This window comes from Komagataeibacter oboediens, from assembly GCF_018491655.1.
Classification (GTDB): domain Bacteria; phylum Pseudomonadota; class Alphaproteobacteria; order Acetobacterales; family Acetobacteraceae; genus Komagataeibacter; species Komagataeibacter oboediens.
The window spans coordinates 92,597-111,461 of sequence record NZ_JABLUU010000011.1; the positions used below are offsets into that span (position 1 = coordinate 92,597).

An 18,865-nucleotide genomic window follows, 5' to 3' on the forward strand; every position below is an offset into this window, starting at 1 on the left:
CAGGAACCGGAGTTCCTGCCGAAATTATCAGCCAATCTTCAGATTGACTGCAGAAGACTTGCCGTTGCGGCCCCGTTCGAGGTCGTAGGTCACAGCCTGTCCCTCGTTCAGTGTCTGCTGGCCAGCCTGCTCGACTGCAGAGATGTGAACGAAAGCGTCAGCGCTTCCATCATCAGGCTGGATAAATCCAAAGCCCTTCTGGGCGTTGAACCATTTAACTGTTCCTGCGGCCATGTCTTGGCCTCCTTGCGTAACCGGCACCTCCACGCGAACATGCGCGGAATCGAGACTTTTCGTTATATCGGGGATGCCAGAAGGCCGCTTAGCGAGGCTGCATTTGAAATCTTGTCCGTAGCTGAAAAGTCCAGCCGTGGGACATCCTATATAGAGGATGCATGCAGATAGCACGGAAAATATTTTAAAAAGCGGAAATATTTCCTGTCGGGCACCTGCTGAGCGGTTACAGCAGGCACCACTGGCGCATCATGTTGTGGTAAATATTGGTCAGCGACAGCACGGCGGGATCGGCGTCCCCCAACCGTTCACGCAGGGATGTCACCTGCATGTCCAGGTCAAACATGATCTGCCTGCGGCTTTCCTCGGCAATCATCGACTGCGACCAGAAAAAGGCCGCCAGTCGGCTGCCGCGCGTGACCGGCGTGACACTGTGCAGCACGGTAGTGGGATACAGCACCATGTCGCCTGCCGGCAGCTTTATGGCCTGTTCGTTGCCATTGGCATGCATGGTCAGTTCGCCGCCATCATATTCATCGGGATCCGAAAAAAACAGCGTGGAGGATACATCGGTGCGGATGCGCGTATGGATGTCGCCCGCCACGATGCCCCGGATGGCATTGTCCACATGCGCGCCAAAGCTCATGCCGTTTTCGTAGCGGTTGAACAGCGGCGGGCTGACGCGGTAGGGCAGCACCGCGCTGTTGAACAGGGCGTTGCGGCCCAGCGCGCGCAGCACGATCTGCCCCAGTTCACGGCAGGCTTCCGAATCCCGGGGCAGTTGCTGGTTGTTCTTGGCCTTGGCCGACTGCAGGCCCGCCGTCTCGCGCCCGTCGGTCCACTGCGCGTTTTTCAGTGTTTCGCGGCAGTGGGCCAGTTCATCTGCATTCAGCAGGGCGGGAATGTGCAGCAGCATGGTGGAACCTTGGGCGTATGATGGGTGTGGATCAGTACTGGGCCGAGATGTTGAACAGGAACGACCGACCGATGGAAGGCGTCACCCGGTTTGAAAACAGGCTGCCGTAATTCAGCCGGTTATCAAGGTTATAGGCGTTCATCGCCACTTTCCAGTGGTCGGCGAAATGGTGCGACACCATGGCGTCGAATTCCACCGTGGCCGGCACGCGTGCCGTGTTCGCCTGATCCAGCCACACGCCCTGCCGCCATGTAATGCCACCGCCAATGGTCATGTTCCACGGCTTGCGCGGGGCGATTTCATAGCTGGTCCATGCCGTGGCCTGGTTATGGGGCACGTACTGGATCTGTCCGCCCTGCTTGGACGTGGTGGAACCGGCCTTGGTAATGGTGGGATCGTACAGCGCGTATGTGCCATAGAACATCCAGTTGCGCAGCAGCGTGCCCGATGCACTGAGTTCAAGCCCCTGGTTGCGTTCCTGGTCGCTGGTCGCGCTGATGTCGCCCGTGGAGGGGTCGGTCTGGATCGAATTGTTCTTTTCCAGCCGGAACAGGGCGGCCGTGAAACCGACGCGGTCATGGAAGGCGCTGTATTTCGCACCGACTTCATACAGCCTGCTGCGTTCGGGGGATGCGGTCGCGCTTTTGGAATTCAGGGGTTCCGAGCTGTTGGTGACGTACATGCTCAGCGGCGTGGTGGATTCAGACCAGTTGAAATACACCATAAGGTTGCTGCGCGGGGTGTACATGATGCTGACGGACGGGTTGATGGTGGTTTCGTTCTGTCCGTAATGCACGTCCGGCGTGGCGGTGCTGCCGCCGGTGGCGCTGTAGTGGCTGTTCCAGTTGTCCCAGCGGAAGCCTGCCTTGACTGACAGGTAATTCGTCAGCCAGATCTGGTCCGACAGGAAGAAACCGACATCCAGCGCGTCGCTATCCTTGTAGCACTTGCGGCCCACGCCATTGCCGATATTGACCAGCCGGTCGGGATACTGGTTACAGTCCCCCAGTGTCAGGCCGGGCACGGCGGGTGAGGGGTCAAGCAGGCTGGTGCTGGGCCGGTTGGAACCATAGGCGTAGTTCTGGCGGTGGTCGGTCACGTATTCAATGTCGAAGCCGCCAATGATCTCATGCCGGATCCGCCCGGTTTTCAGGCGGGCAACACCGGAAAACACGTCCTGTATGGACCAGTCGCTCTGCCGGTAGGGCTCGGGACCGCCCACCCCGCCATTCCGCGCCACCTGGGCTGCAGCGGGGTTGGAGGAAAAGAAATCGGACTGGCAGGTGGAGGAGGGGGCAACCCCATTGATCGTGTTGTTCGTCAGGGTGGCGCCGCTGCTGAAGTTCGAACATGCTTCCTGTGATGCAGAGAAATAGCGGTGGAAGATGCCGCCACGCATGTCATTATACAGTGTCAGGATCGGGTTGACCTTGGCCGTCAGGCGGCCGGTGATCATGTCCGTACTTGAATTATCCTGATCATAGGTGGTGCCATACCAGTTGGTGCGCTTGACGCCGTATTCGGTTACGGGGCGGCCAATGGCGTTGGCAGATGAATAGACCACCGGCACGCCGTAATCGGGGATGCGGTTATCGTTCTGGTGGAAATATTCCAGAACAAACGACACTTTCCTGCCCAGACCGAAGGCAATGGACGGCGCGATCCCCCAGCGGTGGGAATAGATGTCGTCGCGGCCAACAACATTGTTTTCATTGCCCATGCCTGTCAGGCGGAAGGCGGTGGTGCTGTTCAGCTGATAGTTCACATCCAGCGTGCCACGGTAATAGGACCCGCTGCCGCCCGAAAAACTGGCCTGATAGCTGTTGCCCAGATGCGGTGTCTTGGTCACGATATTGATCGCGCCACCCGTGGTTCCGTTACCGAATACTTCCGATGACGGGCCCTTGATGACCGAAACATGGTCGTAATAGAAGCTGTCGCGCGTATAGACGCCAAAATCACGCAGGCCGTTTTCATAAATGTCGTTCTGGGCCGCAAAGCCACGGATCAGGAACTGGTCGCCCGCCATGCCGCCTTCGCCTTCGCCCACCGATGCGGTGATGCCCGGCACGTTCTTCAGCGCTTCATCAAGGGATTTGACGTTCTGCTGCTGCATTAGCACCTGTGGCACCACGTTGACGTTCTGTGGCGTGTGCATGGCGTCCTGTGGCATCCGGCTCAGCCCGATGGATTCATGCAGCACATTCATCGGTGAGGCGGTGACATGGGTTACGTCATGGGATGTATCGGCCGAATGGTTGTACAGGTCCTGTTCCTGTGAACCGGTGCCCGACGTGGTGGTTGTCCCGGTCTGGTTACTGCTGCTGGCGGACGTGGTGGACGGCGTATCCTGTGCCGCGGCCTGCGCGCCCGTGGCGGCACAGGCCAGCGCCATGGACGCGGTAAACAGGGAAAAAGGCCTGAGTTTCTGGCGAATGGTCTGGTTTTTCATATTGCAACAGCCTCTTAATTGCATGAAGGCTGCATATCTATCCTGATAATTATTCGCAATAAGACGAAAGGCAGTTCACCGTTCAGTGTCACTTAAATGCAACAAATTCGCATTATCATTTGCATCTGACGCATGGAAAAAAGCCCTGCATCCTTCCGGATGCAGGGCTCCCGCGCCGTTGTGCGTGAAACGGGTCACAGGTTGGCGATGACCTTCAGCCCGACCAGGGCGGCATTGGGAATGTGCTTCGTCTCCCCCGGGCGGATCATGTATTCGAATTCCGGCTGGACCAGTATGCCGGGCATGGCGTCAATGGCGTAATAGGCTTCTATGATGTGGGAGTCCGTCTGGGGCGCGCGCACGCTGCTGCCCAGTGAATAACCGGCCTCATACCGCAGGATCTGGCCTTCCTCCTTGCGGTGGCTGACATGGTACCACGAATACATGATGCCCAGCCGGTCCGTGACGCGCGATGGAAAGACACCGGCAAAGGACAGACCACCATAGGCTTCATCCGAAATCGAGGTCACATGCGGGGTATTATGGATATAGCCCGCCATCAGGTAGCCACCCGCCATCTGGTTACGCCCACCCCGGCGATAGACCATCTGGTCGCCTTCAAACCAGAACATGTCCATCGGTGCCGAACGCTGCCGTCCCGCCGCCGACTGCAGGGCCGCAGGCAGGCCCACGCCAATCTGGTCCGCATAGCGCGTGGTGTCATGCGCATAGCCCAGCACGTAATGCCCGGGCAGGCGGTTGCGGGTCAGGAACGGCTGCCACGTGAATTCGACAGGCAGCATGATGCCGGTCGCCTTTTCGCTGCCCCATGCCCAGCCGCTGGGGTTGTCGCTCAGGGCATTGACCGAATACGCGCCGATCTGGATGGCGGTATCGCGGGTGGGGCGCATGCGGATGCGCGAACCCCACGTCGCCTTCGGATACACGCTGAAACCGGGGTCCAGTTTCAGCGCCACGGGCGCGGAACACGTCACCATGAACGAACACAGCAGGGGCGAGGTGGCAAAGACATGCGTCAGCGCCATGCGCCCGAAGGTGATGTCCAGATGGTTGTCCAGCAGCTTCTTTTCGGCATAGAAATCCACCAGATGGGCCACCACGTTGCCCGACAGGCCATAGACTTCCTGCAGATTGACATAATATTCCCCCACGCGGTCATGGCTTACGGCGTGGCCTGCGCGCTCCATCACCAGCGTATGGACCGACCAGCCGGTTATCCCCGCCATTTTTTCCAGGTCGAAGTTCACCTGCGCGGTCAGTTCGTGCACGTAGCTCATGCCCCGTTCCACGCCGCCATTGATGACGCCCATCGCTTCGCCCTTGTAGGTAAAGGCGAAGCTGACGCCATGGTCCAGCAGCCTTTTGCGCAGGGGGTTGAGCTGCGGGACCAGGTGGCCGCTGCCTGCGGTAGGGACGTAGTACGGGTCCTCCAGGTCGCTGTCATGCTGGGCGTCGATCCATTCGGGCAACAGGCTGGACGGGCCTTCATGATGGACCAGAAGGGCGTCCAGTTCGATCTTGTGGAACGCCTTGCTGTCGCCGGGGCTGCTGACGGGGGCGACGCTCATGGTCGCAAGGCCGGCGGACGGATAGACCGGTACGCCGCTGGGCGGAATGGGGGTGTTGGGCGGCCTACGGATGGCCTCGGGCGTCGGGCCCAGACGTTCGGCATCCATATTGAGGCTGATCTGCTGTTCCTGTGTCACACCCGTCGAAGGCATGACCGAAACCGCGCCATTGGTGACGAGTGAGGGGACGGACGGCATGGCCGCAGGAATGGCCTGCGCCATGGCACGTGTCATGGGCAGGGCCATAGCGCCCACGGCCAGCAGCCATCTGCATGCATGAGGGAACGGGGTGCGGCCATGCCAGTCCGGCATATGGCGGTTCTGTTGTGTCATCTGTCGATTTTCTCGTGGCCGGGCCGGATGGCGGGGCGTGAAAACGCGGCAAGGATGCCTTGGGTGCGTGCCGCCCGGTCAGGGCGCGGGTGGACGCACGACGCAATCGGGAAAGCGGACAGATATGCGAAGGGACGTGAACGGATGGGTCATGATTTTGGCAACCATTGTTTTTATTTTTATGATGATCGATGCATATTTTAAAATTATCCAAATGTCAAATTGAGTGTAACTTTATTAATTTTGCATCGCACAAATTGTAATTTTATTACAAAATTCATTCTGCTTTTCGCTTTGCCGCCATCATGGTATCGCCCATGTCATGCCGTGGGGCAGGCCGGGAATGGGAGAATGGGGTGACGGCGCTTGTTCTGATGGTGGCGGGGCTGGTGGCCGGTGCGGTCGTGGGGGGATATGCCGTGTATCTTGTCACGTCTTCTTCCGGTCCGCTGCGCCGGCTGCCTTATTATCCCGTCCGTTCCCGGGCGGACCCCGTGGCCAGCGGGGATGAAGACACGGTTACGGTTGACGAACTGCCGGTCGCCCTGGTGGTGCTGTCACGTGGGGGGCGGCTGTTGCATGCGGGCGCCCGCGCGCAGGCCGAGTTTGCCGAGGGGCTGGGCACCCTGATCCGCCATCCCGCCCTGCAGCGCGCCGTGGCCGAACTGCAGCCCGGTAGCATCCGCGAGGTCCGGATCGAGGCCGATGTGCCGGTGCGCCGGGTGGTGCAGGGCTTTGCAAGGGCAGGGTCATGGCATGGCCATCCAGCCTGCGTGGTGGTGCTGCTGGATGCCACGGCGCATGACGCTCTGGATCGCGCCCGCAGCGATTTTGTCGCCCATGCCAGCCATGAACTGCGCACGCCGCTTGCTGCCCTGATCGGTTTTATTGAAACGCTGCAGGGACCAGCCGCGAACGATGCCGTGGCCCGGCAGAAATTCCTCGCCATCATGGCCCGGCAGGCCGCGCGGATGCAACGCCTGATTGACCGGCTGCTGTACCTGTCGCGTGTGCAGATGCTTGAACACCAGCGCCCGCAGGGACAGGTGGTGCTGTCTGACCTGTTTGCCCGCCTGAATGACGAACTTCAGGGTAAACCGGCGGAAGACCGGGCCGCGGTCATCATCCACCCCGCGCCAGCAGGCACGTTGCGGGGGGATGCGGACCAGATCCTGCAGGTGCTGGTCAATCTATGTGAAAATGCGCTGCGGTATGGCCGTCCGGCCCCGCCTGCGGTGGCGCGTATCGACATCGGGGCACACTGGCAGGAGGGGGGCGGGCTTGCAATTTCAGTGCGTGACAACGGGCCGGGCATCGAAGCGCGGCACCTGCCGCGCCTGACTGAACGGTTCTATCGTGTGTCCCAATCCGCCGGGTACCGCGGGGCAGATCAGGGGACGGGGCTGGGGCTGGCCATTGTCCGGCATATCCTTGATCGCCATGGTGGGCGTCTGGATATCACCAGCACGCCGGGACAGGGGACGTGCTTCACGGTCTGGCTGCCCGGAATGCCGGATAGCGCGTGTTTTCCCGCTTGACGGAAAATGCCCGTCCATGCTGTTGTTACGAAGCGAGTAGAAGCGGTCGGGATTTTTCCTGGGCATTGCTCCACACCAATCTGTTCCTGATTAGTGGGCCGCTGACGTGCAGTACATCTTACATGACAGGCTGTTTTCCATCGCCATCCGGCCATGCCGGACTGGTCTGGCCGCGCCATGTTCCGTCTGCCTTGCGTGCCCGGCAGGACACACCTTCTGACCGGAGAAGACCGCATGTCCACTTCATCTCCCGCCCTGCATGGCAGTGCGCAATCCGAACTGAATCGTGAAGCCCGTATTGGCGGCCACGGCACCTGTGTCGCCCGTGATATTCCACAGATCGACCTGTCGGATTACGACAGCCGCAAATCCGTGATTACGGATGCACTCTGGGACGCCGCGACGCAGGTCGGCTTTTTTCAGGTCATCAATCACGGCATTGACCCGGCGGACGTGGATGCCGCCTTTGCCGCTGCGGGCCGGTTCTTTGACCTGCCGATGGATGAAAAGGCGCATTACGCCCGTCGTCCGGGGTCCAACGTGGGCTGGGAATACCGCGCGCAGGTCCGCCCATCCACCGGGACACCGGATAACAAGGAATCCTACCAGATCACCCTGTCACAGATGGGCAGTGACATATGGCCCGACGAAAGCGTATTGCCCGGATTTCAGGCCCGCATGCAGCGTTTCGAGCACCAGAACTGGGAACTGGGGATGAAAATCCTGTCGTGTTTTGCCCTCAGGCTGGGGTTCGATGCGGATTTCTTTACCCACAATCATGATCCCGCATCCGCTGAATACCAGAGTACCCTGCGCCTGATCCATTACATGAGCATGGAAAACGCGAAGGACGAGGATTTCGAATTCTGGCGTGCCGGTGCCCATTCCGATTTCGACTGCCTGACCCTGCTGCACCAGCGACCGGGGCAGGGGGGGCTGCAGGTCTGTCCCGGCAAGGATGCGGATACGACACTGGCATGGACGGACGTACCACCGGTGGCTGGCGCGGTGACGTGCAATATTGGTGACATGCTGATGCGCTGGAGCGACGACCGCCTGAAATCCACCCTGCATCGTGTGCGTATGCCCCGGCGCGATGAATATCTGGGGCCACGTCTGTCACTGCCGTTTTTCTGTCAGGCCAACCGCGATGCGGTCATTCAGGGGCCGCAGAAGAAATACGCCCCCATTACCGCCCGCGACTATCTGGATGAACGCATCCGCGCCAATTACGGGAGCCGCACGTAAGAAGCTGTCCGATAATAAATCATTGATATAAAAGGTAAAAACTTTTTGGTCGTTGCCTTGTTGAAACCAAGGCGACGCTTTCTGAAAAAGCATCATCACAAACTTCCAGCAGATTTGCAGGTAGTTTGTTCAGGCAACCTTCAGGGGATGGCGGTCACGTCCCGAAATAGTTCTGGCGCAGTTCACGCCGCACGAAATCCAGGAAAAACCGCGTGCGTGAGGGCAGGTGCGCGCGGGAGGGATAGACGGCATACAGCGTCACGTCCTCCCACGCATAGGTGCTGAGACATTCGATCAGCCGGCCGCATTTCAGGTCATCGGCAATATCCCACAGCACCTTCAGCGCAATGCCGCGCCCGCTGACCGCCCAGTCATGCACGACTTCGCTGCTGGATGTGGCAAGGCGCGGAGTGACGTGAATTTCCTTGCGCACCTTTCCATCCAGATAGGCCCATTCATTGAATATGCGCTGGCGGCGGATCAGGCAGATGCAGTCATGTTTCAGCAGGTCATGCGGTGTCGTGGGCAGTCCCTTGCGCGCGCTGTATTCCGGCGATGCGCAGACCACGCGGCGGCTGTTGATCAGGCTGGTGGTCATGACTTCCTGATCCGACGGCATGCCGGGGCGGATGGCAATGTCCAGCCCGTCATCAATCACATCCAGCCCCGCATCGGACAGGGTCAGGTGCACGGTGACATCGGGGTACTGCCCCACAAAGGCGGCCACGACACCGGCCAGCAGTTTCCGCCCGATTTCCGATGGCACGCCCACCCGCAGCAGCCCATGCGGGATACCGGCGCGCGCGGTCAGTTCGGCTTCGGCTTCCTCCACTTCCTGCATGATCCTGACTGCGTGTTCGTGCAGGCGCTGGCCTTCCGCCGTCAGGGCGAAATGGCGCGACGTGCGCGTGACCAGCCGGGTGCCCAGACGGAATTCCATTGCGCTCAGGCGGCGGCTCATGGCGGCGGATGACATGCCCATGGCGCGTGCGCATCCGGCAATGCTGCCCGCTGCGGTCAGGATGCAGAAAAACTTCAGGTCACTGATCTCATCCGACATGTGGCATTCCATGATTGCGTCTGGCGTACGGTTGGCGTGCAACCGCATGCCCTACACGAAGATGTGCAGATCCGTATTCTGCGCACCCTTCCACTGTTATCGCAATATCGGGTTCTTATGTCGGATACAGTACGGTCCATGTCTCATACTTCCCTCAAAACGGCGCTGTCCGGCAGGGAACTTCTGGATTGTCCAGTTCTGAACAAGGGAAATGCATTCGACAGGCGTGAACGTGACCTGTTTGGGCTGCATGGCCTGCTGCCCGCACGTGTCGCCACACTGGAGGAACAGGTCGACCTTGCCCGTGCGCGACTGGCGGCGCTGCCGGACAATTTTTCGCGACATATTGCGCTGCGTGAAATCCAGGATCGTAACGAAACGCTGTTCTACGCCATCATTGATCAGGCGCTGGAGGCGTGGCTGCCCATTATCTACACCCCCGCGATTGGCCGGGCATGCCGGGAATTCAGCCATATCTGGACCCGTCCGCGTGGCCTGTTCCTGACATACGCGGATCGTGGCCGCATTGCCGACATCCTGTCGGACCCGCAATGGGACGGGGTACGCGTGATCGTGGCCAGTGACGGTGGCAGCATTCTGGGCATTGGCGACCAGGGGGCCAATGGCATGGGCATCCCCATTGGCAAGCTGTCGCTCTACACCGCCTGTGGCGGCCTGGACCCGGCCCGCGCATTGCCCGTCCTGCTGGATGTCGGCACCGATAATGCGACCCTGCTGGAAGACCCGGAATATATCGGCTGGCGGCACGAACGCGTGCGCGGGGCGGATTATGATGCCTTCATTGCGGAATTCGTGGCTGCCGTGAACGCGCGATGGCCCAATATCGCCCTGCATTGGGAAGATCTGTCGGGCGCGGATGCGCTGCGCATCCTGCGCCGTTATCGCGACGGGATGTGCACCTATAACGATGATATCCAGGGCACGGCGGGGGTGACGGCGGGTGCGCTGCTGGCCGCGATCCGCGCCGGCGCGGCCCCGCTGTCTGACCAGCGCATCGTCATTTTCGGCGCGGGTGGTGCCGGGTGCGGCATTGCCGACCTGCTGGCGCAGATGATGGTGGCGGATGGCATGACGCCCGGGGAAGCAAACCGCCGTTTCTTCATGGTCGATCTCAACGGGCTTGTGCGTGAGGGGATGGACGGCGTGACCGAAGGCCAGCGCCCCTTCGCGCAGCCCGCCGATATCGCGGCGACGTGGAATGTGGCTGATGCTGATCATGTCACGCTGGCCGAGGTCATGAAGAACGTCCGTCCCACCATGCTGATCGGGACATCGGGGCAGGGCGGGGCATTTACCCGTGACATCGTGGCCCCGATGGCGGATCAGTCCGCCCGTCCGGTCATTTTTGCCCTGTCCAATCCCACGGCCAATATCGAGGCAACGCCCGCCGATCTGCTGGACTGGACGGGGGGGCGCGCAATCATCGGGACCGGTGGTCCGTTCGCGCCAGTGGACTATGACGGACACAGCCGCCCGGTGGACCAGATCAACAATTCCTATGTCTTTCCCGGAGTTGGCCTTGCGGTGGTGGCAGGTGGCATTACGCGCATGACGGATGGCATGTTCCTTGCCGCCGCCCACGCGCTGGCAGGGCTTTCTCCCGCCGCCGGGGTGGATGATCAGGCGACGGTACCTCTGCTGCCTCCCGTGTCCGAACTGCGCACCGTGGCCATGGCCGTGGCGCGTGCCGTCATCCGGCAGGGGCAGGCGGAAGGCGTGGCCCCGCAGGCATCGTCCGAAACGCTTGAGGCTGCGCTGAAGGATGCTGTCTGGACCGCGCGGTATCGTCCGTATGACCGGCTGGACCCCACCCGCTAGGCTCTCCACTGCGATTTCCATGGGCAAACGGCTTCGGTAAGGCGAAGTAAAACGTGTCCGCCATGCCATGACGGGCAGGATCAGATGAATATTTCCCGCTTTATGCCCGGTCCGGACGTGCGGTGGCCGATCATGCGCTGGCCTGTGGACGGGCGCATGCTGCACTGGCTGTTCTGCCCCACGCCGCAGGCCGTGGCGTTCGCGTTGCGCAATACCATTGCCTCCATCGTGGCGCTGGCCATTGCGTTGTGGATGGAACTGGACAGCCCGCAATGGGCGGTCGCCACCGTATGGTCGGTGGCCCAGGTGCGCCGGGGCGAAAGTATGTCCAAGGCGCGGTGGCGTATCGTGGGTACGCTGGCTGGCGCGGTTGCCGCGGTGGTGTTCATCGCCGCCTTTCCGCAGCAGTCATGGCTGTTCTTTCCTGCCGTGGCGACATGGATCGGGTTGTGCAGTTTTCTGGCGACGTTCTGCCTGAACTTCCGTTCCTATGCGTTCGTGCTGTCGGGCTATACCTGCTCGATCATTGCGGTGGCGGCAGCATCCGAACCGGATAATGTCTTTTTCATCGGAATTTCACGCGCCACCTATATTGTCCTTGGTGTGGTGTGCGAGGCGGGAATGGCCATGCTGTTCACCATCGGCCTGCCCACCCGCGCACGGGCGACCATGGTGGCGCAGGTGGAAAACGTGCTGCACCGTCTGGCGGTGCTGCTGCGTGAAATCGTGCTGCATGACCGCGATACGCTGGTCCATGCCGGTGAATTTTCGGACATGGTGGTATCGGTCCATCAGGGGCTGGAATTCCCGGCCATAGAAATGGGGCGGCAGGTGCATGCGGGCGATCATGCCCGTGCTGTTCTGGCGGAGGTCTCGATCCTTGTGACCCGTCTTGTCGGCCTGTCCGGCGGAGCGGAGCGGGTGGTGCTGGCGGATGATGGGGCGCTGGAGGACACGCGGGGGCAACTGCTGCATTTATGCGACCGGCTTGCAGCGTGTCGGCTGAAATCCGGCGCGCTGGATGCCGTGCACGATCAGGTGGTGCACCTGCGCGCCCTGTTCGCGCGGCGTGCGGCGCATGGCAGGCAGGAAATGGACCGCATTACCCATGGCGTGCTGGCGGCGACGATGGTGGATCTGGAAACGGCGCTGGACCACTGCCATGCCATTTTCAGCCCGCCGCCGCATGACCGCTTCCGGTTTCATCTGGGGGGACACCGCGATATCCGGCTGGCGTTTTATAACGGGTTGCGGGGGGCCGCGGCCATCATGCTGGCGGCTTTTGTATATGAATGTACGGCATGGCCCGGTGGCATGGGGTTCATTGCCATTACCACGCTGGTCTGCGGCCTGTTCGCCACGCGTGAAAACCCGGTCGTGGGCACGACCCGCTTCCTGTCGGGGGCCGTGTGGTCAGCCATCGCGGCGGGCAGTCTTGATTTATGGATACTGCCCTACCTGACGGACTATGAGGAATTCGCCTTCGCGCTGGGCATATTCCTGTTTGTGGGCGGGCTTGCCAAATGCAACCGGGGCACGGCGGGGGCCGCTGCGGCGTACGGGCTGCTGATGCCCAACCTGCTCATGCCCGGGAACCAGAGCCGGGTGGATGAAGTCACGTTCCTGAACGGCGCCTTCCATACCGTGCTGGCGGTGGGGCTGAGCGTGCTGGTGTTCCGGCTGGTCCTGCCATTCCGTGCGCGGGATGAACGGCTGCGCTTTGGCATGCACATACGTGGTGAACTGCGGCGGCTGTGCCTTGTCCCCCTGCCACCGTCGCCCCAATGGTGGATTGGCACCAGCGTGGACCGCATCGGGCGCATGGTGCGCCATGCAACGCACGAAAAGGATACCTCCGCTGCGTCCGGTATCCGGCTTATGCTCATGTTTTCGTCCGTTGGCCTGAATATTCTGCTGCTGCGCCAGCTCAAGCGGCAGCGGCGCGATACGGTGTCAGACGTGATTACCGCGCTGCTGCGCGCGCTGGTGCGTTATCGGCCCGTCAGCCCGCGCGGCATAGCCGTGGTCCGGGCCACGCGCCGGCGGCTGGCCCGCATGGAAAAGGCCGATCCCGGCAATGGCAGACTGCTGGAGGTCCTGGCCTGCCTTGACGGGATCAGCCGTACGGCGACTGCCTGTGTTGCCGCCATGGCGGCGGGAGTGGAATAATCCCTGTTATATCGGGGAACCGATAAACGGTTTCGGGTGCCGTCTTTTTACAAAAAGACGGTGTTTATCTGAAGCTTTTGAACAGAGCGCCACCAAAACCCTATTTTGTTTTTCAGCCCTTTTTCCGACGCGGCTGGGGCAGGGGATAACGGCTTTCCCATCCACCGCCCAGTGCACGATACAGATGCGTGACGGAAGTCGAGACCGCGACATCCGCCTCGATCAGGCGCGACTGCGTATCCAGCAGCCGGTCCTGCATTTCCAGCACGTTCAGGAACGCGGCCGAACCTTCGGTATACTGGCGCTGTGCGGTGCGCACGGCAATCTGGTTCTGGTCCACGGCGGCGGCCAGCCGGTCGCGCTGGTTCTGGGCCGATGACAGGTCGGCCATCGCATCATCGATTTCCTGCCATGCCTTGAGCATCGTGCGCTGCAGCATGATCGCGGCCTCCTTCTGCTGGGCTTTGCGCAGGCGAAGCTGCCCCGTCAGCCGTCCACCCTCGAATATGGGAAACGTCGCGGTCGGGCCGAAACCGTACTGGCGCGATGCCCAGCTTCCCAGCCCGCTGAACTGCAGCGCCTGCACATCCAGACTGCCCGACAGGGTCACGCGCGGGAAGAAATCGGCAATGGCGACGCCAATGCTGGCGGTGGCGGCGTGCAGCCGTTCCTCCGCCATGAGGATGTCTGGCCTGCGTTCCGCCAGTTGGGAGGGCAGGCCCGCCGGAATGTCACGCGGCACGGGCGGCACGTTCCCCCCCGGCCCAAGGCTTTGGGTCAGTGCGCCGGGTTCGCGCGCGACCAGAAAGCTCAGTGCGTTGAGCAGGTGTGCTTCCTGATCCTGCAGGACCGGCAGGCGGGAGCGGAACTCCTCGTACTGCCCTGCCGCATCGGCCATGTCCATGCGCGTTGCCGCCCCTTCGTTCAGGCGGCGCGTGGTCAGGTGCAGCGTGCGACTGGCCAGGTCGATGTTCTGCCGGACAATGGCCATGCGCGCCTGCACGCCACGCAGGTCAAGGTAGTCCTGCGCCGTTTCCGCCATAAGCGAGACCAGAAGCCCGCGACGCATGTCTTCGGTCGCGTGCATGGCGGCGGTGGCGGCTTCGACCTGACGGCGCACATGTCCCCACAGGTCCACCTCCCATGATGCGCTCATGCCATACTGGGGCAGGTTGAAGGACGGGTTGCCGATCGATCCGGGCATGGCCGTGGGGCCGAAGCCCTGCGTGCCGCTGGCGATCGTGCCCGCGCCCTGCTGTTCCATGGTGCCCAGCAGGCCCAGCACGCCATTGGTGCTGGCGCGTTCGCGGGCGTAGGACGCATTGGCTTCGGCATGGGGAAACTGCGCGGCACTTGCAATACGGCGTTCGGCCATGCTCTGGGCGAAGCGCCACGATGCGGCCTTCAGGTCAAGATTGTCCTGCGCCACCTGTGCTTCCAGCGCGGTCAGGGTGGCATCATTGAAAATGGTCCACCACTGCGCGCCAATCGTGGCGTCAGTGACGTGGCTTTCGGCGGGCGGCAGGCTGTCATGCCATGCGGCAGGCGCGGGCTGCGGCCTGCGGTGGTAATTGGGGCCGACCGTGCAGCCGGTGACCAGCAGCGCGGTCATGCCACAGGCCAGCAGTGCCCGCGCGCGGCGGGGGGCCTGCATGGTGGCGTTACTGCCAGGCATAGCGGGCCTCCGTCGCGTGGGGGCCGTCCGGCGGGGTGATGGTATCGATTCGGGCTTCGACCGACATGCCAACGCGGACCAGTCCCGCCAGCTTCTGTCCGGGGTCGAACACCAGCTTGACGGGAATGCGCTGCACTACCTTGGTAAAGTTGCCGGTGGCGTTGTCCGGCTGGATCGGGGCAAAGGCGACGCCGGTGGCGGGCGCCAGACTGTCCACATGGGCATGCAACGGATGACCGGGGAAGGTGTCGACCCATATGGTCGCGCGCTGCCCGGTGCGGACATGGGTCAACTGCGTTTCCTGAAAATTGGCCAGAACGTAGGCCGCCTGTGTCGGCACCACCGCCAGCAGGGCCGTGCCCGCATGGACATAGGCGCCCACGCGCACGCCACGCTCACCAACCACGCCTTCGACCGGGGCGGGAATGGTGCAGTAGGACAGGTTCAGCCCCGCCGTATGTTCACGCCCGCGTGCCTGTTCCAGCGCACCCTGCGCATGCAGCAGACGCGCGCGCAGGACCGCGACCTGATCGGTTTCGGCTTCGACCGCCGCGTTGTCATGGTCCAGGCGGGCCTGCGCTTCCAGGAGGCGGGCGGCGCTGTCCTGATTCTGTTCCAGCGTGCCGGACCCGTCTGTCGCCAGGTTGTGGTATCGCCGGGCATTCTGCCGTGCAAAGACAAGCTGCGCCTGATCTGCGCTGACGCTGGCGCGGGCCTGCGCGATCAGGGCCGACTGGCGCACCAGTTCGGCTTCGAGGTTCGCCACGTCCCCCTGTGCCGCCTCGCGTTCACCCGTGGCGGTTTCCAGTGCGGCGCGGTAGTCTTCGTCCTCGATATGGGCCAGTTCCTCGCCGGGGTGGACGGCCTCGTTATCCTGCGCGATCACGCGGTCGATACGGCCGGGTACCTTGGGTGCCACGGTGGTGAAATCCGCTGTGACATAAGCATCGTTGGTATATTCGCTGGTGCCATTGCCCGATACCAGCCGGTCGGCGGTCCAGGCGGCCGCAAGCAGGACAACGACCGTGGCACCAGCGAGGATGATGGGTTTCTTGTGGGGCATTGTTTCGGACCCGATCATTCAGTGCGCGGCGGGTGCGGGGACCGGCGCACGCGGGGGGTAGACGCGTCCGGGCAGGATGGCCGCCAGGACAAGGAAAAAGGCACAGATCCACATGACCAGCAGGTAGATGTCCGCCAGCGCCAGCACGGTGGCCTGTTCATGCACGTAGGTATGGAAAATCTGCAGTGCGTTGCGCGCCACATGCCCGGCATCGGGCGATGTGGCCGCGATCTGCCCGGAAATGGGATCGCCCATGCCCGACAGCGCCGTGCCATGCGTGCCGTGAAGGTCCAGCAGCATGGTGGAATGATACTGCTCGCGACGGCGCAGCATGACTTCGAACAGGGCGGTGGCAATGGCGTTGGCCATGCCCTTGAGCATGTTCACCATGCCCGAGATCATTGGCCCGTCCGCAGGACCCAGCCCCAGTGCGGCCAGCATGAGGGTGGGAATCACCACCATCGGCTGCCCGAACACCTGGAGGATCTGGATGACCAGAAAATTGTCACGCACCCAGTCGGGCGTCAGCCACGTGCCCAGCCATGCCGCGACCCCAAGGCAGACAAGGCCGATGGCCAGCACGTACCGGCAGTCCACCGCACGGATGTTGCATATCGCCGCCGTCAACGGCAGCAGGACCAGTTGCGGCAGGGCCACGACCAGCGCGACGGGGGCTGCCTGAACAGGGCGGTAGCCGCGTATGTCGGCAAGGTAGGTGAACGGGATTTCCGTCATGAGCCCGCAGATCATGAGGGACGCCACCAGCGTCAGCAGCGACATGGCGATGTTGCGATTGCCCCAGAACTGGATGCGGAAGAATGGGCTGTGGTGGAACCATTCATGCGCAAGGAAGGCAATGAACAGCGCCCCGCCCCAGAATGTCAGGTGCGTGATGACGGGGGAGCGGAACCAGTCCAGCCGGTCCCCCTGATACAGTACGGTCACCACGCACATGATGGCCGGAACCCCCAGCATGAAGCCGCGCCAGTTGAAATTGCGGAACCGTTCCCAGTGCGATGGATCGCGCGGCAGTCCCCACCCGATCATGAGGACCGCGACCGCGCACAGCGGCAGTGTTTCCCAGTACAGCCACCGCCAGCCGACATGTTCGAACCACATCGCCTCCAGCGGGCCGCCAAGATTGGGGCCGAAGGTGGCACTCATGGCGTATCCGCCAATGCCGAATACCCGCAGCGGCGCAGGCAGGTATTTGAGCATGACGGTCATGAGGATGGGCGGCAGGCACCCCGCCGACAGCCCCTGCACCGCACGCAGGATGCACAGTGTGGTCATGTCGGGCATGTAGGGCGCGGGAATGGCCAGAAGCCCCAGCAGTGCCGTCATGAACAGGGTAAAGCGGTAGATGGAAAACGTGACGTAGAACCACGGCGTGAACGCCATCGCCGCGATGTTGAAACATTCATAGATGGAAATGAACCACGTTCCCTCGTCGTGGCCGATATGCATGGCCCCACGGATATCGGGCAGGCCGATTTCCGTGATGTGTTCGTTGAAACCGGCGACATGCACGGCCAGCAGCACCCCAAGGCACCCCACGACCGTGCGGATGCCAAAGGGCGGAATATAGGAAGGGGGAGCGTGGGCGGCGTTCACATTTATCTGTCCCGATGGGAAAACAGGCACATGATCGGCGCGGTGGGCGTGCGCGAATACCCATGATCGCGTAGGGTGACACCTTCATTTTACGGATTGGTCAAATTCGTTTTTTCAGGATAATCGGGACGGTCGCGTTCCGGTTTGCATGGTGGGGAAGACACGCAGGGGCATGAGGAAACGGTATGATCTCGACCTGCTGCGCAGCCTTCAGGCCCTGATCGAGGAAGAAGGCGTCTCCCACGCCGCACGCAGGCTGCAGATGAGCGAGGCCGCCATGAGCCGTAGCCTCGCCAAGCTGCGCGTGGTCTTTGGTGATCCCATCCTTGTCGCGTCGGGGCGCAGGCTGGTTGCAACGACGTTTGCGCTGGGTATCCGTGAACGGGTCCAGGCGCTGGTTGAAAGCGCGGACTCCCTTCTGGAGGAGCAGGACACCCTCGACCTTGCGGGCCTGTCGCCCCATTTCACCCTGCGGGCCAATGACCTGATCGTGGGGGCGTTCGGCGCTGAAATCCTTGCGGCGCTGCGGCGCGACTGCCCCGGTTGCACCATTACCTTTGCCCCGGAGACGGATGAAGAACCCAGCAACGACCTGCGTGAAGGGCGGATCGACCTCTATCTGGGCGCATCCGATGACATGCGTTCGGAAATACGGCGCCAGAGCATCTTTCCTACCTCGTTCAGGGCACTGGTGCGTGCTGGGCACCCCATTCTGGCCGAAGGGATCACCCCGGCCTCGGTCGCGCGGTACGAGCATATAAGTGTCTCGCGCCGGGGGCGGCCGCACGGGCCGATCGATACGGTGCTGAAGGAGCGTTTCGGGCTGAAGCGCCGGGTCGTGATGGTCGTTCCCACCTATTACGCCATGGTTGAAACGCTGCGTATGACGGACATGATCCTGCCACTGCCGGGTATCGCCATCGATTACCTGCCCATACGTTCCATGCACCTTGAGGAATTCGAGTTCCCGTTCGACCTGCCCCCGGTGCATTCGTTTCAGGCATGGCACCCCCGGCGCGACAGCGACCCGGTGCATCGCTGGCTGCGCCAGACGGTGTATCAGGTCGTGCGCCACCGTGGGGATGTCCCGCCTGACGGGTTTTCCCCTGCCCCGGTGCTGGCGGGGGGATAGGGG

General features: G+C 62.1%; 13 protein-coding genes. 5 read left to right on the forward strand and 8 right to left on the reverse strand.

Annotation, left to right across the window (positions count from 1 at the left end; genetic code table 11):
• Window positions 1–27: 27 nt before the first annotated feature.
• The 4 genes from HNO79_RS10595 to HNO79_RS10610 all read right to left on the reverse strand — a co-directional run bounded on the left by HNO79_RS10595 (window position 28) and on the right by HNO79_RS10610 (window position 5,524).
• The gene (locus tag HNO79_RS10595) at window positions 28–234 is read right to left on the reverse strand and encodes a cold-shock protein (protein WP_007398099.1); all 207 of its coding nucleotides are present in this window, start codon (window positions 232–234) and stop codon (window positions 28–30) included.
• A gap of 226 nt (window positions 235–460) precedes the next feature.
• On the reverse strand, window positions 461–1,150 hold the full coding sequence (locus tag HNO79_RS10600) for a Fe2+-dependent dioxygenase (protein ID WP_010514912.1): 690 nt from the start codon (window positions 1,148–1,150) through the stop codon (window positions 461–463).
• Between the two features lie 31 nt (window positions 1,151–1,181).
• Entirely contained in the window at window positions 1,182–3,602 is a 2,421-nt protein-coding gene (locus HNO79_RS10605) for a TonB-dependent receptor (RefSeq protein ID WP_214164606.1), read from the reverse strand.
• 194 nt (window positions 3,603–3,796) lie between these two features.
• Window positions 3,797–5,524, reverse strand: a complete 1,728-nt coding sequence (locus HNO79_RS10610) for a carbohydrate porin (protein WP_048856523.1) — start codon at window positions 5,522–5,524, stop codon at window positions 3,797–3,799.
• Between the two features lie 317 nt (window positions 5,525–5,841).
• On the opposite strand from HNO79_RS10610, the gene HNO79_RS10615 reads away from it, so the two are divergent.
• Both HNO79_RS10615 and HNO79_RS10620 read left to right on the forward strand, forming a co-directional pair.
• Window positions 5,842–7,062 (forward strand): sensor histidine kinase, encoded by a 1,221-nt coding sequence (locus HNO79_RS10615; RefSeq protein WP_214164607.1) that lies wholly within the window; start codon window positions 5,842–5,844, stop codon window positions 7,060–7,062.
• A 234-nt stretch (window positions 7,063–7,296) separates the two neighbouring features.
• On the forward strand, window positions 7,297–8,310 hold the full coding sequence (locus HNO79_RS10620; protein ID WP_010514917.1) for an isopenicillin N synthase family dioxygenase: 1,014 nt from the start codon (window positions 7,297–7,299) through the stop codon (window positions 8,308–8,310).
• A 154-nt stretch (window positions 8,311–8,464) separates the two neighbouring features.
• Here HNO79_RS10620 and HNO79_RS10625 read toward each other — a convergent pair whose 3' ends face one another.
• Window positions 8,465–9,370, reverse strand: coding sequence for a LysR family transcriptional regulator (locus tag HNO79_RS10625; protein ID WP_010514918.1), 906 nt, complete (start codon window positions 9,368–9,370; stop codon window positions 8,465–8,467).
• 117 nt (window positions 9,371–9,487) lie between these two features.
• On the opposite strand from HNO79_RS10625, the gene HNO79_RS10630 reads away from it, so the two are divergent.
• Together HNO79_RS10630 and HNO79_RS10635 are read left to right on the forward strand one after the other, a co-directional pair.
• Window positions 9,488–11,209: an NAD-dependent malic enzyme gene (locus HNO79_RS10630; protein WP_214164608.1), complete on the forward strand. Its 1,722-nt coding sequence runs from the start codon at window positions 9,488–9,490 to the stop codon at window positions 11,207–11,209.
• An 84-nt stretch (window positions 11,210–11,293) separates the two neighbouring features.
• Window positions 11,294–13,378 (forward strand): FUSC family protein, encoded by a 2,085-nt coding sequence (locus HNO79_RS10635; RefSeq protein ID WP_214164609.1) that lies wholly within the window; start codon window positions 11,294–11,296, stop codon window positions 13,376–13,378.
• Between the two features lie 112 nt (window positions 13,379–13,490).
• On the opposite strand, the gene HNO79_RS10640 is transcribed toward HNO79_RS10635, so the two are convergent.
• The 3 genes from HNO79_RS10640 to HNO79_RS10650 are packed head-to-tail and all read right to left on the reverse strand — an operon-like array spanning window position 13,491 to window position 17,730.
• Entirely contained in the window at window positions 13,491–15,053 is a 1,563-nt protein-coding gene (locus HNO79_RS10640) for an efflux transporter outer membrane subunit (RefSeq protein ID WP_214164610.1), read from the reverse strand.
• Window positions 15,040–16,116: an HlyD family secretion protein gene (locus HNO79_RS10645; RefSeq protein WP_214164611.1), complete on the reverse strand. Its 1,077-nt coding sequence runs from the start codon at window positions 16,114–16,116 to the stop codon at window positions 15,040–15,042. Before HNO79_RS10645 ends, HNO79_RS10640 begins: the two co-directional genes overlap by 14 nt.
• A gap of 18 nt (window positions 16,117–16,134) precedes the next feature.
• The gene (locus tag HNO79_RS10650) at window positions 16,135–17,730 is read right to left on the reverse strand and encodes an MFS transporter (RefSeq protein ID WP_048856560.1); all 1,596 of its coding nucleotides are present in this window, start codon (window positions 17,728–17,730) and stop codon (window positions 16,135–16,137) included.
• Between the two features lie 172 nt (window positions 17,731–17,902).
• Between HNO79_RS10650 and HNO79_RS10655 the strand changes: the two genes are divergently transcribed.
• A complete protein-coding gene (locus HNO79_RS10655) occupies window positions 17,903–18,862 on the forward strand; it encodes a LysR family transcriptional regulator (RefSeq protein ID WP_214164612.1) in 960 nt (319 codons plus the stop codon).
• Window positions 18,863–18,865 lie beyond the last annotated feature (3 nt).

Bases quoted from the DNA above. Each gene is read 5' to 3' on its own strand.
- HNO79_RS10595 (WP_007398099.1), bottom strand. From the start codon at position 234: ATGGCCGCAGGAACAGTTAAATGGTTCAACGCCCAGAAGGGCTTTGGA.
- HNO79_RS10600 (WP_010514912.1), bottom strand. From the start codon at position 1,150: ATGCTGCTGCACATTCCCGCCCTGCTGAATGCAGATGAACTGGCCCAC.
- HNO79_RS10605 (WP_214164606.1), bottom strand. From the start codon at position 3,602: ATGAAAAACCAGACCATTCGCCAGAAACTCAGGCCTTTTTCCCTGTTT.
- HNO79_RS10610 (WP_048856523.1), bottom strand. From the start codon at position 5,524: ATGACACAACAGAACCGCCATATGCCGGACTGGCATGGCCGCACCCCG.
- HNO79_RS10615 (WP_214164607.1), top strand. From the start codon at position 5,842: ATGTCATGCCGTGGGGCAGGCCGGGAATGGGAGAATGGGGTGACGGCG.
- HNO79_RS10620 (WP_010514917.1), top strand. From the start codon at position 7,297: ATGTCCACTTCATCTCCCGCCCTGCATGGCAGTGCGCAATCCGAACTG.
- HNO79_RS10625 (WP_010514918.1), bottom strand. From the start codon at position 9,370: ATGTCGGATGAGATCAGTGACCTGAAGTTTTTCTGCATCCTGACCGCA.
- HNO79_RS10630 (WP_214164608.1), top strand. From the start codon at position 9,488: ATGTCGGATACAGTACGGTCCATGTCTCATACTTCCCTCAAAACGGCG.
- HNO79_RS10635 (WP_214164609.1), top strand. From the start codon at position 11,294: ATGAATATTTCCCGCTTTATGCCCGGTCCGGACGTGCGGTGGCCGATC.
- HNO79_RS10640 (WP_214164610.1), bottom strand. From the start codon at position 15,053: ATGCCTGGCAGTAACGCCACCATGCAGGCCCCCCGCCGCGCGCGGGCA.
- HNO79_RS10645 (WP_214164611.1), bottom strand. From the start codon at position 16,116: ATGCCCCACAAGAAACCCATCATCCTCGCTGGTGCCACGGTCGTTGTC.
- HNO79_RS10655 (WP_214164612.1), top strand. From the start codon at position 17,903: ATGAGGAAACGGTATGATCTCGACCTGCTGCGCAGCCTTCAGGCCCTG.